Here is a 16,751-nt window from a genome sequence, read left to right as displayed (position 1 = left end):
ACAACCTGAATCGCCCGAATGGGGCGGCAAACCGGGGGGCGGTTCGTCAACTTCCGGCAAACAGGGGGAAGCTGACACCCAGCGCCCACGCTAGGCAAAGGCCCAGGCCCAGACCGGCGGCAGCGGCGCCGCTGCGCTGGCCTATCCAGCGGCCCATCAATCCCTGGACGACAAAAAACAATACGATGACCGGGAGGACGATCAGCACAAAAGTCAGTCGCTCCGGATCCAGCGCTGCCGCTGCCACCAGTGACGCAAAGAACGGGACCCGCGCCCCGACACGGCGCCAGATGTTCGCTCGCCCAGCCTGAGTGATCGCGCTGTCGCCAACCATAAACGGCACCGTGCCGAGTGCGAGCACGCCGATCAGCGGCAGGCGTTCCGCCGTGGGAAAAAAGCTGGCGGCATAGCGGTCCAGCGCAAACCCAAATGCGCCGATGCCCCAGACAACGAGCAGGGCCGTTCCCCACAGCGATAGCTTTCGCAGCGAGGACCAGGGGGCACCCAGCAGCAGCCATTGGAGCAGTCCGTATAGCACCAAATGAATCATCAGATAGTCGGCGACAAGCACGGGCAGGAACTGCACGTAGACCGCGGTGGCGACCAGCGGCACCAGCACCGCCGGCAGCCATGCGGCGAGCAAAAACCTGCCCCGTGGTAACGCCGGCAACGGCGACGGGTCCGCAGCTAAACTGTGGGCCAGCGGGCGCAAAAGCAGCACCACCGAAATCAGCAGCAGAAGAATCCATAGCCCCAGAGAAATTAAGGCTGCGGTGCTGCTGAGGTCGAAGGAGCGATCCAGCCATTGTCGGGCTTCTTCGACAGCCGTGTCGCTATAGAGCACGCCAACGTGTTCTACCCGAGGCGCCACCACCGCGCGACGTTCTACCGAACCGGAACGAATAGTTTCGCCCGCCTTCGCGTTTGGATCGACCTGATGAAGTGCCGCGAGTGCCGCCTCCCGTAGGTACGACTCGAACTGACCGGTGATCATCAGCAGGCGCTCCGGAGTCTGTGCCGTCACCGCTTCGGAGAACATGGAGATGGCTACAACTGCTTCCACCGGCTGACCTTCCAGTCTTTCCTCCGCGGCGGCACGGACGATGATGTCGGTTGCCATCGAGTGACCCAGCAGTGCCGCACGCCCATCAACTTGCGGCAACGATCGGCCCGCTTCCAGCACCCGCCGGGTTTCGGCAACGAGAAGCGCCGTCGTGCCATCGATCTGGGTCACGTCGCCCGACATCGGTCGCGGGTTACGACCATGGCCCTCAAAGTCAAAGGCCAAAACGATGTAGCCGGACCGAGCCAGGTTCAGGGAAAAGGTGTGCATCAGCTGTCGGGAACCGGCAAAACCGTGGGCGACCACGACGAGCGGTCCCCGCTGCTCCGGTAGCTGGTAGCGTGTCACCGGCGTGCTGCCGACGCGCATATCGGTGATTGTCAGCCCTGCCCGGGCTCCCTCGAGCTGGTAGCCCGCCAGCAGCACGGCCAGCAGAGCTGTCAGGCTCCAGGCCAGATGAGTCTTTCGGGTCATGGGCGTTCGCTTCGGTTCAGCAACCCGGCGGCCACGGCCACCGAACCTTGCGGTTTGGCTTACACCGTCCCGGCATCGGCTTCTTCCGCTTCAGCGCGCGGTGCCGACTGGCGTTGGCGGTAGGCGGACGCGCTGATCCCATACTGCTCTCGAAACGCCCGCCCGAAGCTGGAGAGCGAAGAGAAACCCGCGCCGTAGCCAATTTCCGAGATCGATAGATCCATGTCGTCCAGCCATGCGCGGGCGGCTTCCAGCCGAATGCGTCGAATGAGCAGCGTGGGCGTCGTCTGCAGCTCGCTTTTCACCTGGCGAAACAGGTTGGATCGACTCATCCCCAGGGCCGACGCGATACTGCTGACGCTGAGCTCGGGGTCGTCCAGATGCTCCATGACAATGCCGCGAATGCGTTGCTCCAGTTCGGGTCGCGCCTCGGGTTTGGTTTCCTGCCCACACTCAGGACACGTCGGCAGCGCTCGAACCCGAACTCGGTCTGCACTGGCCATCACCGCGTTGACGCGGGCCAGCAGAACCTCGCTGTCAAAAGGTTTGGCCAGAAACTGATCCCCGCCAGCCGCCAGGGCCGCGATCTCATCGTTCGCGCCGCCCCGAGCAGTCAGAAACACCACCGGAATCGCCGCCTCGTCACCTCCCTGACGCAGCTCAGCGACCATGGCCATGCCGTCCAGGTCAGGCATCATGACATCCGTCACCAGGACATCGGGCAGCTCCTCTCGGGCCAGCTTGAGACCCTCTACGCCGCCGGCGGCCTGCAGCACGACAAAACTCTCGTCGAGAATGGAGGCGACGTAGGTTCGAAAATCCGGATTGTCGTCCACGACCAGGGCCTTGCGCTGTCCGTTCGGGGCAGCGGGCGGCTCGCTAAAGGCTTCTACGGCGGGGAAATCCAGCAGGAGCATTGCACCGCCCAGGGCTTCACTGGTCTTGATGCTGACCAACCCCTGATGCAGCTCGACCAGTTCCTGGACTAAGGAGAGGCCGATGCCGGTCCCCGGCTCGTGAGCGTCGCGCTTGAGTCGAGAAAAACGAGCAAAAGCTTCGGCTCGGTCGCGCTTGGCGATGCCGGGCCCGGAGTCCTCGACTGAGATCAAGACCCTGCCATCGCTGGTTCTACAAGTAACCTGAATCTGGCCGCCTTTTGGCGTGTATTTCACGGCGTTGGAAAACAGATTGGAAAACACCTTTTCCAGCTGCTCGCGGTCACCCAGCACGGGGCATCCATTGGATATGTCCAGTTTCCAAGCCAGACATTTGTCGGCGGCCAGCTGAGAGAATGGCTCAGCAACGGCCCGAACCAGCGCGCCGCAGCTGACCGGCTCAAGATTGAGCGCCATCACCCCAGACTCCACTCGTTCCAGATCAAGAATCTGGTCAACCATCCGGCTCAGCCTGCGCGCGTTGCGCAGCATCATTGACTCATCTTCCGCCGTCACCGGCCGTCGCCTCCGCGACCGCTCCTCCAGCGGACCGAGAATCAGCGACAGCGGCGTTCGAAGCTCATGGCTGATACTGCCGAAGAGCCGGGTCCGTGACTTGGCGCTGGCTTCGATTTCGTCTTTCTGCCGGCTGATCTGATCAACCGCCTTGGACAGCTCGCTCGTCCGTTCATCGACGGCGAGCTGGAGCTCTCGTTGCCGCATGCTGAGCTGCCGGATTCGCCACCAGGCGGCGGTCAGAATCAGGCTGGTCGCCAGCAGCGCCAGGAAGATCCGGAAGCCGAGCGTCTCATGAAGGTGGGGCAGAACCTGCAGAGTTAGCCGGTCACGCTGTCCTGACCAGCCCCCGTCTTCGCCGCTGGCTTCCACCTCAAAGACGATTGTGCCCGCCGGCAGGGACGTGAGGCTGGCGAAGGTCCGCTGCCCGGCGTCGAGCCAGGCGCTGCCCGAACCGCCCAGCCGATAGCGATAGCGGATACGTTTCCGATTGCCAAAGCTGGCGGTGGAATAGCGGACTTCCAGGTTTCGGTTTTCCGGCTGCACTTCAAAAGTTCGGGTGGCCTGCTGCGGCACCGACTCATAGATGATGCCGTCGATTCGAACCCGGGTATCTGAGGGCGCCGCCACGTTGGCGGGTATAATGCCGGCAAGACCTTCCTGGGTCGGAAACCAAAGCCAGCCGTCGTCGGTTTTGAGACCGGCACTTTGGCCGCCGCCGTTGGCCTCCCGGTTAGCCATGCCGTCACTTTCATCGAACGCCATGCCGAGCACCCAGTCGGCCGTGCCGTCAGCCACCGCATTCAGGGAGCTTGTTGGGGCGTAGAAGAGGCCGTCATTGCTGGACATCCAAAGCCTGCCCTGGCTGTCGTCGAGCATCTTGTGCACGCCGTCGCTCCACAGTCCCTGCCGGGTGGAGATACAGCGTATGTCGGGCGCGGATTGCCAGCTCCGAATGCGGCAGATGCCGCCATCTTCGGTGCCGGCCCAAACCGAGTTGCTCTCAGCGTCAAAATACAAAGACCGGATGCGATTGGATGACAGACCGGCGCTGCTGTCGATCACGCGTGTTGCCACACCCTCATCAAACAGCACAATCCCGCCGCCGCTGCTGCCGAACCAGACCGTGCCGTCGGGTGTTTCTAGGCCAGTGCGAAAGCCCACCTCCAGCTTTACCCACGGCAGTTCGACCAGTCTCCAGAGGTTCGTTTTATCTCTCAGGGCTAACGATTGCTCTGCACCAACCCAGATGTTGCCCTTCGAATCTTCCAGCAACGCGTAAACGAACTGGTGGCGCTGGACGTTGGTCAGGGAATCAATATTTCGACAGTCGTCCTGCCCCTGCGCGACCACGCAGATGCGGGCGCCAGCGCGCCAGCGGTTGCCTTGGCTATCGGTTAGAAAGGTGTAGTAGCCATCCTCAGCTTCAAGTGGTTCGACGACAGCTGTCGGGCCAGCCAGCGACACCTGGTACGCCACCGGGTCTACGCTACCCGCCAGCAGCTTGTCGTTTTCCTGGGTGACGGCGTAGAGGTTGTCGTTGATCAGGCCCTGTTCCTGGCCGACGTTCAACACCGGTCGCGGCCGCAGGCGGAAAAGCCCCGCCCCGTTGGTCGCAATCCATGCGTGGCCGTCCGAGGAGGTAACAAAATCGCTGATGATGCTGTCGGTTTGAAAAACCGTTTGACCGTTTCGCTCTAGCTCATACAGGTGGTTGTTCCACCAGGCGCCGTCAGCGCTCTTCACGACCATCGAGCCGGCATCGATCGGGTGCCGCGGCATCGATCCGGTCCGTACCCAGCGCCCTTCCTGCCAGCGGAGCTGGTTTGGGTAGGCAAATGCGAGCAGGCGATCTTCGGCCGCGATGACACGCACCGACTCCATGGGGCCCTGTTTCAAGGCGTAAAAATTCTGGATGCCGGTGCGGTCCAGCAGCGCGGCGCCGCCGGACGCACCAACCGCCATCAGGCCTTCGAAATAGGCCAGGCTGCTGACGCGCCCGAGCCCCTGGGGCATGGGCAGGGAGCGCGGTGGCTCGCCTTGCTTGAGCAACACCAGCTGTCCATTTTTTGTGCCCACAGCCAGTCCCTGGTTGGGCCAGTGAGCCAACGACTGGACGGGGCCCGTGAACGACTCGACAAACGGCTCGAACGTGCCGTCCGACCGCAGCTTGGCTACGCCTGCCAGCGTCCCGACATAGAGGGCCCGATCGGTTGCCAGCAGCCGCCCGACCTGTGGGTGGGGTAAGCCCAGCGATTCGTCCACCAGCTCGAACTGGCCGGGTGAAGTCATGCGTACCAGCCGCTGGTCCGCCGTCACTATCCACAGGTAGCCGTGAGACCAGAGCATGCGCACAAGTCGATTGCCGGGCAGCTCCGGATTGGAGGCTCGATCGAAAACAACAAACTGCTCACCGTCGAACCGCGCCAGCCCATCAAAGGTGGCAATCCAAAGATAACCCTCGGGCCCCCAGGCGAGCGCGTTGACGCCGTTCACCGGCAGGCCGTCGTCCACATCGAACTGGTCGAGCAGCCAGTGCTCTTGTTTCAGGAAAGATTCCTGAGACCAGGCGTTTGATGCCAGGAGCAGCAGGAACAGTATGAATAAGGCGAGCCGGTCCATGGCGTGTGCGCAGCGTATGCAACCTCCCGTTGAATGATCGCAACGTGGAGTATACCGGGCAGCACCGTGCCACGAGGGATAATTCACAGGCTGCCAAACATTTCAAAGAAGAGGTTCACCGCCGCAAGCACGCGGCGTAAGAAACCCGGTTTGAGCTGGCGTTGTGTGGGTCAACGAAAGGATGTTCGTCATGCGTAACCGCGGTCTTTCTGGTCGTGGAGTCTCCCTGTGTGGACGACTCCTGGTACTTTCTCCCTTAGCCTTGCTGCTGCTTTCCCTAAGCGTTGGTGTGCAAGCCCAAACAACCCATACGGTGTGTCCACCGACCAACCCAGCGTCGTGTGACTACGATTCGCCGGAGGCAGCCCTCGCGGACAATGGCACCGTTGTTGCGGGCGATACGCTGAACATACTCAATGACACCTATGTACTGACTACGCCGCTGTTGGTCGACCGTAGCCTGACGCTTGACTTCAACGACTCGCTGGTAGACGCCGATGGCGATCGCGGCATTGCGGTGATTAATGCCAGCACGGTTGCCACTATCAACGACGTTGTGGTGATCAACGGCCTGGTGGTCGGCGCTGATCTGGGTGGCGGGATCTTAGTGCAGGACGCCAGCCTCGACCTGAACGGTTCGCGGCTGGAAAACAACACTGCCCAAGCGGCCGGGGGTGGTCTGGCGAGCGTTAATGCGACCGTCAACGTGACCGACACCGAGTTTATTCGGAACAGCACCGACGGCGAGGGCGCAGCGGTGCTGTCCGAGGGCATCACCTCCGTCCTCAACCTGACCCGTGTGAACGTCGATCAGAACTGGTCACGCAGCCCGGCTGGCGGTTCCGTGGCCGCGACCTCCGACGGCGCCATCAATATCGTCGACTCGGCGATTATCCGTAACGCCGGCGTCAACCCCATCCTGGCCGTTGATAACTATGGCAACCCCGATCTCCCGGGGAGCAGCTGCTTCAGTCCAACCCTCCAACGCGGTTTTGTCGGCCAGACCTTTGTGGCGACGCAGGAGGCGCTGTCAGGGTTCCGCTTTCTGAATGCGGTGGGAAATACTGGCGTAGTTGCTACCGATATCCCGGTAACCGGCTTTGTGCGCAGCGGCGGACCTACCGGTCCGGTCATTGCCAACGCAAGCGCCCTGATTCCCCAGGGAACGCCTTCAGGCACCAATCTCGATCTGGACTTTACGCTGGATGCGCCCATCAGCGTTGCCGTGGGCGCAACCTACGCCGTAGAAATGAACTTTCCCGGATCGCGATCTTTCATCGTGAATTCTCTCGATTCCTATCCTGACGGCGCGGGTTATCGCTGCACCGAAACGACGGGAAGTTTCGATCTTGAGTTTCAGGTCTTCGGCGGCATCGCCACCATCGGCGGCGTTTACTCCCGAGGTGCCATTGATATGCTCAACGTCACGCTGTCTGACAGCGTCGGCGTTGGCGCCATCGCAGTGCAGAGGGGCTCTGGAACGCCATACACGGTCAACGCCACTCTCAGCACGATTTCCAACAACTACCGCACCGGCCTTTGGGGCGAAGTGGGTCCCGTCAGCGGCATCGCCACCATCAGCAACAGCCTGCTGGCGTTTAACCAGGGTGGCCAGAATTGCCTCGGCGACAGCACAAGTATCGTGTCTGCTGGCTACAACATCCTGCGCAGCGATCTTAACTGCGGCGCGCTCCAGGCGGTGGGTGACCAGTGGGGAACCCCCGCCTCGCCTCTGGAACCACTGCTGGGCCCGCTGCAAGATAACGGTGGACCGACCTTTACCCGGGCGCTGGATCCGTCCAGCCCAGCGGTCGACTCCGGTCTGAACGATCCGACCTGCGGCGGCACCGGGACTACAACCGACCAGCGCGGTGTGTCCCGGCCGCAGCTGAACGCCTGCGACGCGGGTGCGTTTGAGCTGCAGCCGAGTGTTGGTCCCCTGCAGGCATTAGTCGATGCGGCGGCGCCGGGCGGGACCGTAGTGGTCCCCGACGGTATCTACACCGAGTCCATTACGCTCGCCAACAGCGGCATCACGCTGCAGGGTTCCGGGCCGGACAATGTTGTCATCGACGTCACCGGGCTGGGCACGCAGGGCGTGTTTGCCACCGAGAGCTTCACCATGACCGGCATTCGCGTGACCGGTGCAAACTTTGCCGGCCAGGGTGCCGGCATCGACATCCAGAGTCCGTTTCTCGACGTAGTGCTCGACAACGTTCGGATCGACAACAACAGCGCCGGCGTAGTCGGCGGCGGAATCTTTGTTGAGTCGAGCAGCAATTTGACGCTGACGAACAGCGAAATTCTCAGCAACTCTGCCGGGACCAATGGTGGCGGCATTTACCTCGACGGCAGCCAGACGGTGGTCATCAACAACACCACCATCGCCAACAACATTGCTGTCAACGACGGCGGGGGTATCTACTCGCAGGCGTCGACGCTGCGGATTGGTGCGCCGGCCTGCACGATTCCGGCCCCGGTGGGCCAGGGGACCAACTTTATTTCCAACAACCAGGCTGTGAACGGCAACGGTGGCGGGCTCTGGACTCAGGCTGCGCTCACGGTGACGTACACGCAGTTCTCCGACAACTCGGCGGTCAACGGTGGAGGCATCCACCAGGAGTCGCTGGCCAGCAGTCTGAACATGGACTGCGGATTCATGAATCTGAACTCTGCCGATCCTAATAGCGGGCAAGGTGGGGCCATCAATATCGCCGGCGGCCCAGCGACCATCAACGACACCACCTTTGAGGCCAACGATGCGGGCGGCGGCGGCGGCGCGATCAACCTTGTGCTCGGCGCCACGATCACCAACTCATCGTTCCTCACCAACGCAGCGCCTTTTGGACCGGGCGGTGCGATCCGGTCCCCACTGGGCACGCTGAACTCAACTGACAACACCTTCAGAAACAACTCCACGACGGTTAATGGCGGCGCCATTTTTGCATCGACGCTGGTGTCGAACACCGACGTCTTCGAGACCAATACGGCTCGAAGCGCCGGTGGCGCGATTTCGCTGGATGCTCCGGGCACGGGCCAGATGCAGCTCTTTGATGGTCTCCTGGTCGGCAATACGGTTGGCGAAGGCGGGCTGAGCTTTTCCGGCCAAGGCGGTGCGCTGGAGTTCCGCGGGGTCATCGGGCTCATTGAAGACACGCAGTTCATCAACAACCAGGCGACTGAAGCAGGCGACGGTGCAGGTCAAGGCGGCGCAATCTATAGCGCAGCGACGCTGGAGCTGATCCTGGCTGACTCCACCATCAGCGGATCGAACTCGGGAGACGGTGGCGCCATCTACAACGAGGGCATCCTTTCCGTTGCGCGTTCAACCCTGGTCTCCAACTCGGTGACTGACCCGGGCGTTGAGCCACGCGGCGGCGCCGTTGCCTCGACGGGCACGCTGAACCTCTCCAACAGCACGCTCAGCGGGAACGTCGTAAATCCCGGTCCGGGTAACACCGGTGACGGCGGTGCGGTTGCCGTGTTTGCCGGCGGCAGCGCCAACGTGAACAACGTGACCTTCGCGTTTAATACGGCGCCCGATGCCGGAGCGCTCTATGCCGAGATCGGGCAGGGCCCGCTGAATTTCCGCAACAGCCTGTTCTCCGGCAATACGGGTGTGACAAGCGACTGCGACCAGGTGCTGTCAGGCGGTTTCAACATCTATGACGTCAATCCGTGCCAGATCCTGGCGCCGAACGACCTCATCGGCGACCCGCTGATTGGCCTGCTCGCCGACAACGGTGGTCCTACGGAAACCCATGCGCTGCTGCCCGGCAGCCCGGCGCAGGACGCCGGTGGGCCATCCGAGGTGGTGTTCTTCGATTTCCCCGACCTGGCGGATTTTACGACCCGGGGTTCAACCACGCTGGTCGACAATCAGTCGCCGTTGCAGCCTGGCAACGAAATCCTGCTTGCCGGTTCCAATGCCGGCGGAACCGTTGGTTCTGCCTACCTGACCAACCCGGTGGACGTGACTTCTGACTTCGAGGCCCTGTTCTCCTTCCGCATTGTCCCCGGTTCAGGGGGGAACGCGGCTGACGGCCTAACCATTACCTTTACCGATGATCCGACGCTGCTCACCGATGGCGGCGGCGCGCTGGGTATCGGCTCGTTCGACGACCTCGGCCAGCCCGGCTACCAGCCCGCTGGTCCTCAGGTGCCGGGCGTTTCCGTCGAGTTTGATACCTGGCTGAACGGTGAGGGTGTCGGCGCCAACGAGCTCGATGAGGACCACGTCGGCATCAACGTCAACGGCAGCATGGACAGCATTGCGGTTCAGTACTTTGGCAGTCGCGGCGTCCTGTCCAGCGGCAACCGCTGGAACGTTTGGCTGGACTACGACGCCGATACCAACCTGCTCGAAGTCAGGCTGGCTGAACAGTCGGGTCTGACCGTGACCAGGCCAGCGCTGCCTAACGTGTCGGCAACGGTCGACATCCTGTCGCTGGCCGACGTGAATGCCGACGGCGACGTGTTTGTTGGCTTTACCGGCGCGGCCAGCGTCCTGACGGGCATCGGCGGTGAACAGCGCATCTCCAACTTCCTGTTTGAAAACGAGACAAAATGTGAATTGGTCGACCAGCGCGGCGTCAATCGCCCCGAAGGCCCGGATTGTGACATTGGAGCCTTTGAAGGATCTGCGATTCCCGCCACCATCGACAACGCGCTGCTGAGCGTCACAACCAGCGTCACCCAGCCGGGTGTCGAGAACATCCCGCTGATCGATATCCCGATCGAAACGCTCACGGGTGTGGTGGGTGACAACGCGAACCCGCCAGAAGCGGCACCGCTGTCGTCGTTCCCGCTGTCATCGTTCCCGCTGTCGTCGCTGGACCTGCAGGCGTCACCGCTGTCGTCCTTCCCGCTGTCGTCGTTTCCCCTATCGTCGTTTGCCGTCACCGGGGCCCCGCTGTCGTCATTCCCCTTGTCGTCGTTCCCGCTCCTGAGCGAGCCGGGCGGCTGGGCAGAGGTGATTGAGCAGGTGCCGTCGCTGGCCGGCGCGCCGCTGCAGAACATCACGCTGCAGCAGGTGCTGGAAGCGCCCGACGCGCCGTCTGATCTGCTGGATAACATCACGCTGGGATCGCTGGCGATTCAGCAGTCGCCGCTGTCTTCACTGTCGCTGGCTGGCTTGACCCTCGGCGATGAAATCACCGTGGGGATCCTCGATGAATGGCTGAACAACGCCGGCAGCAGCGCCTCGGTTTGTGGCGCTCTGGCCGGTGATGGGTTTACCGACTGCCAGAGCAGCGACACTGTCGTCAGTCTGCAGGTTCGGGGCGCGCCGCTGTCTTCACTGCCGCTGTCCAGCCTGCCGCTGTCGTCGTTCCCGCTGTCATCGTTCGGCATCACCGAAGCGCCGCTGTCGTCGTTCCCGCTGTCGTCACTGCCGCTGTCGTCGTTCCCGCTGTCGTCATTCCCGCTGTCGTCGTTCCCGTTATCGTCGCTGCCGCTGTCGTCGTTCCCGTTATCGTCATTCCCCTTGTCGTCGTTCCCGCTGTCGTCGTTCGACCTGCTGGCCGCGCCGCTGTCGTCATTCCCGCTGTCGTCGTTCCCGCTGTCGTCGCTGCCGCTGTCGTCATTTGAAGTGGGCGGTGAGCCGTTCTGCGACTTCTATAACGCGCTGGCGCAGGCGGACAGCCAGCCGACCTGCACCGATTTGGGTATCGATCCTTCGACCGCCGGCCTGCTGGACCTGGTATCCGCGCTTAGGGATCTCGGCACCACGTCGCTGGCGGCGACGCCACTGTCGTCGTTCCCGCTGTCGTCATTCGACATCGCCAACGTTCCCTTGTCGTCATTTCAGCTCGACTTTGCGGACGTGGCCGGTGCGCCGCTGTCGTCGTTCCCGCTGTCCTCGTTCCCGCTGTCGTCGTTCGACGTGGGTGGCCAGCTGTTCTGCGACTATTACGACACGGCCGCGCTCGCTGAGGGACAGGCCACCTGCGGTGACCTGGGTGTGAACAATGGATCCGATTTCGGTGAGCTGATCACGGCGCTGCTGGCGGCCGGCGAGTCGACGTTTGCCGCGACGCCGCTGTCGTCCTTCCCGCTGTCGTCGTTCCCGCTGTCGTCGCTGCCGCTGTCATCATTCCCGCTGTCGTCGTTCCTGATCGACGGCGTCGCCTGCGAAGGCTGCAACACCGTTGGCGACGCGTTTGTCGCCGGCCAGGTGATTGCGGACGCACCCCTGTCGTCGTTTTTCCCCTCGCCGCAGTTCGGCGACATCCTCTATGGCGAACTGCTCGACGCCTTCACGCTGGAGTATCTCTTTGGCATCGAGCCGGGTGACCCGGAGACCCTCGGTGAGGTGGCCAATCCGGGCAACCTGACTTTCGGCCAGCTGCTGATATCGCTCGTGCTGCGTTCCGACTTCCCGTGGGAAAACCTCTCGCTGTCGGAGCTAAACCCGCAGGAATTTGCGGCGGACAACTTTATTGGCTACGCCGTCGACTTCGAGCTCAACGGCACGCTGGTCGAGCCGGTGACGGTGAACGTGACCGTGTCGGACCAGTTCTACCTGGTGCCGGGCTCAACGCAGTTCATGACCCAGAGCCAGGGCGGCGGCAGCACGATGATGTCGCCGGTGCCTGATCCGCTCATGACGCCCAACGCGGGGGAGGGCACGGTCACCATGAGTTTCGGCCCGGTGGATCCCGGCGCCTTCAGCGACAACACGCTGCAGTTTGTGGCCGTGCCGCCGCTGACGCTGGGCGACTTTCCCGCCGAGGCCAGCCTGGACCTAGGCGGCCTGCCCGCCGCCACGGCCGACGCCACCGCGGCGGCTGTGGAAGTGGTGCCGAGCTTCATCAACGAGTCGGACAACATCAATTTCCCGCCAACCCCCGATCCGGATCAGCTCATCCTCGGCCACATCAGCACGCCAGATGACAACGATTACTTCCGCATCGGCGCGCCGCCCAGCGGCAGCCGAGTCACGGTCTTCATGAGCAACCCGACCGGCGACAACGATCTGCTCCTTTACGAGCCCCTGTCGGCTATCGAGGCAAAAGGGCAGCTGGTGGAAGCCGCGTCGCTCGACTCCATTCCGTTTGAGGATGACGGCATCAACTTCGCCGGCAACCAGACGGAGGAACCGGATTCGCTGGAAGACATCAACATCGGTGTCCTACCGCTGTCGTCTCTGTCGACCAACCGGGACAACAATGACGAGGAGGTCTCAGCGATCTCCGACGGCGATCCGTTCACCATCCAGGTATCGGGCTACAACGGCTCGGTGTCTGACGATCCGTATACCCTCCGGATCAAGGTCACGCCGGAGGTGCCGGTGACGCAGTGTCCGTCCCGAACCTGGCCGGGAACCGCTACCGGTCCGCAGACCTGGGCCGCCGCCGGCAGCTGGACGCCGGCGACCAACGCGGTGTTCCTGGTGAACTGGCAGCGCCTGGCGCAGAGCGAAGAAGCGCTGAACGGCGGCGGTGCCGCCGCGGCAGACGAAGCGCTTGCGGCGATCAATGCCTTGGTCAGCGCTCCGGGTATCGTCGACGGTGTTGTGGTGGACGTGTCCACCATCGCCGGCGTGAACTACGCGGCCTGGGATCTGGATCCGTGCGACGTGGACGCCGCCAACAGCGTGGTCAACGCGATTACCGCCTACCTGGAACAGCGGCGGGCGACCTCCCCGCAGCTCGCCTACGTGACCATCGTGGGTTCAGACGAGGTGATTCCGTTCCAGCGTAAGGGTGACGAGACGGCGATCGCCAACGAGTCCACCTTTGCCACCACGTTTGCCGACAACGCGCTGTTTGGCTCGATGATCAACCGAAACTTCCTGTCGGACGACACCTACGGCGACATCGACCCGGTTCGCTGGTTCAACCGCTTCCTGAACGTGCCGGAGCTGGCGGTCGGTCGACTGGTGGAGTCCGCGGAGGACATTCAGACGGCAGCGGAAAACTACGTGCTGTCCGGTGGCGTGCTGACGCCGACGACGGCGCTGTCAGCCGGCTATGACTTCATCGCCGATGCGTCGACCGATATCCAGCAGACGTTCGGAAGCTACGGGCTGGAGTCGACGCCGCTGATCGACTTTCCCAACGCCGCTGATCCCTGGGATCGGGTGGACTTCCTGACGGCCGCGGGTTTGACCAACAACACCGCCAGAGACGTCGTGTCGTTCAACATGCACTTTGACTATGACGAGGCGCTGCCCTCCAGCGGTGATGCATCCGGGAACTACTCGACCAACCTGATCAACGTGGGTGACCTGACCGGCAACGATCTCACGGGCCGTGTCTGGTTCACGGTGGGCTGCCACTCGGGCATCAACGTCGCCGATATTTCGGTGCCGTCCACGCAGTCATCACAGGACTGGTCGCAGACGCTGAACAGCCTTGGCGCGGTTTACGTCGGCCAGGCGGCTTACGGTCTGGGTGATACGGTGGCGCTGGCGCTCACCGAACGCCTGTTGGCGAACTTTGCCCGCAATCTCAATGGCAACGTCACCGCCGGCCAGGCTCACGCCTTTGCCAAGCAGGAGTACTTCAGTGACCTGGGCGTGTACGGTGAGTACGACTACAAGGCGCTGCAGGCGTCAGTCTACTTCGGCCTGCCGATGTATCAGATTCAGAATCCGACGCCGATCGATGAGCCTTTGCCGACGCTGCGTCCGACGCTGAACGACCCGATCTCCGGTCTGGCTTCAGCCTCGATCAGCCTGGCCTCACCGCTCGACTACGACGTCGACTTCGTCAACACCGACAAAGGCCGGCTCTACAGCGCCGAAGGCGCGACGGTTGAGGGTGACGTGCAGTTTGTCCACTACCGACCTCTGCAGCCGATCATCGGCGTCGACGTGACCAGCGACAATCCGGGTGAGGTAGCGCGCAGCGCGTTCATCACGGGTCTAACGACCCGGGACGAGATTGTGCCCGATATGGCCTTCGCCCGACCGGTGATTGATGAGGGGGCGCTCGAACCGGAAATCGAAACCGACGAGGTCGTGTTCCCAACCAGCTTCACCAACGTGGTTGGCTATAGGGTGCCGGCTGATCCCGGCCCGTTCGAGGATCGGCAGCAGCTGAACATCATCACCGGCCAGTACACGTCCAACGCCGGTGAAGACTTCGGCACGCAGCGGATCTTTGAAAGTGTCGACGTGCAGGTCTTCTATCAGCCGGCGCCGGTGACGGCGCTGAAGAATGCGGCGGCCAAAAACAGTGGCGGTGACGATATCCGTCCGGAGCTGGACAACATCAACGCTAGCGTTGTCCAGGCCGGCAGCGGTTTCCAGGCGGCCTTTACCGTCGAGGCGACCGACGCTTCACCCGGTGTGGTTACGCGGGTAGCGGTCCTGTATCGGCAGTCTTTCGACGGCGTGAACTCGACCTGGGTTCTGGAAGATCTTGTCCAAAGCGGCAGCACCAGCACCTGGACCGGCGGAGGCGCCGTCAACAACAGCGGCCTGATCAACGGCGAAGTGGACTATCTCGTCCAGGCCCTGGACAGCGGCGGCAATGTTGCCAACAGCACGTTCAAGGGGACGTTCTACGTGGCGGAACAGACGCCGCTGCCGCCACCTCCAGGAGGCGGCAACAACGGCACCTTCGGCATTGATCTGGAGGACACCAACGGTGTCGACGTGAATCCCGGTGAGTGGAGCCGCAGCCAGCCGGTGATCGTGAGCGTGACCAACCAGGCGCCCGGCGTGGCGTATGAGTTTGCCGTCGATTCGCCGAACTTCCAGCCGCTGACGGGTGACATCGCCGTAGCCGGCGAGGGTGTGCACTTCGTCAGCGTACGGGAAGTGGGCGGCGACAACGCCGTCACCTTCAACGTGTTGATCGACACGGTGTCGCCCGGCGTGGTGATCGCATCGCCGGCGGATGGGCAGTTCTTTGAGGTGGGTGGCGACGTTGCCGCCGACTACGAGTGCCTGGACTCCGGTTCGGGACCCGCGAGCTGCTTAGGACCGGTGGCATCCGGCCAGCCGGTACCCGCAGCAAGTGTTGGTACCCAGACGTTTACGGTCACATCGACCGACTTTGCTGGCAACGCGCCAACGTCCCAGACCAACTCATACTTTGTGGTCGAGCCGCTTGAGGTTGAAGCGTCCGACGAAACGATTGCGGTCGGGACTCCGCTGGAGATCTCCGGTGTGATCACGGACCTAGGTGATTTCACGGAAACCGTCACTGTCGACTGGGGTGACGGCACAAGCGAAACGCTCGACCTAACGGAGGATAACGAAACGCTGACGTTTGTCGCTGAGCATGAGTACGAGGAGGCCAACGCCGACATCGCGGTCGTAGTGACGGCCAGCTTTGGCACCGAGTTCGAGCAAAGCAAGACGCTGGAGATCAACGTGATCGGGCCGGTCGGCTTGTGGGCACAGGACCGTTGGAGCTGGGGCATCGACTGGAGCGGTGGTTCGGGCACGGTGGAAGGCCTGATGCACAGCAACAGCGACATCCGCATCACCGGTTCGGACAAAACGATCAACGGTCCCACCCGCTATGCGGATCGCTTGATCGTTCGGGGCCGACGGCAGGAGTTTGCCGTGGAGCCCGAGCAGGTCGACCGCGCGCCATGGCCGTTCAGCTACAAAATTGGTGACTATCGACCCGGTGGTGCGGTGGCCGAAGCGCTGGGCGATGACTTCCACGACATGACCCACGAGTGCAATCGTTGGGGCTGGTGGCGGCTCAAGCGAAACGCCGCACCTGGGCTGTACTGGGTGCCGTGCGATGTGTTTGTCGAGGGTTCTCGCGTTGAGGCCAACGTGACCATCGTATCTAACGACAACATCCGGATAACCGGCTCACGGCACAAGATCACGCCGTTTGTCGACGACCTGGCCTTTTTCACCAATATTTTCAGCAGCAACGCGATCCGTTTCTCCGCGTCACGGACCGAAATCGGCGGTTACATGATCGCGCGCCGAGGCCGGGCGCGGCTGAACGGTTCAAGGCAGGACGTCGGGTGCGGGGTTGCCGCCGCGGAGCTGCTGATCAGCAGTTCCCAGCGCACGTTCGGCCAGGACTGCGCGCCGCTAGAGGACTAAGCAGGTACCGCCGGCAGCACCGAAACCTTCGGTGCTGCCGGCAATTAACCTGACCTGCTGCCGGGCGAAATGCGATAATCGAGGCTGACCGGCTGGAACCCAATATGCACTTCGA

3 protein-coding genes are annotated in these 16,751 nt (G+C 62.6%); 1 reads left to right on the top strand and 2 read right to left on the bottom strand.

Annotated features, from left to right (window positions below):
• Positions 1-46: 46 nt before the first annotated feature.
• Complete coding sequence (locus AAF358_04245; GenBank protein MEM7704737.1) at positions 47-1,537, bottom strand: alpha/beta fold hydrolase; 1,491 nt, start codon at positions 1,535-1,537, stop codon at positions 47-49.
• Positions 1,538-1,596: 59 nt separating this feature from the next.
• Positions 1,597-5,610: an ATP-binding protein gene (locus AAF358_04240; protein ID MEM7704736.1), complete on the bottom strand. Its 4,014-nt coding sequence runs from the start codon at positions 5,608-5,610 to the stop codon at positions 1,597-1,599.
• A 289-nt stretch (positions 5,611-5,899) separates the two neighbouring features.
• Between AAF358_04240 and AAF358_04235 the strand changes: the two genes are divergently transcribed.
• Positions 5,900-16,636 carry a choice-of-anchor Q domain-containing protein gene (locus tag AAF358_04235; GenBank protein ID MEM7704735.1) on the top strand — a complete coding sequence of 3,579 codons (10,737 nt, stop codon included), beginning with the start codon at positions 5,900-5,902 and terminating at the stop codon, positions 16,634-16,636.
• Positions 16,637-16,751: the final 115 nt, after the last annotated feature.

This window comes from Pseudomonadota bacterium (assembly GCA_039033415.1).
In the GTDB taxonomy this organism is placed as follows: Bacteria; Pseudomonadota; Gammaproteobacteria; order Xanthomonadales; family SZUA-38; genus JANQOZ01.
The sequence above is the reverse complement of the archived record's forward strand: the minus strand, read 5'-3'. Positions and strand labels throughout refer to the sequence as shown.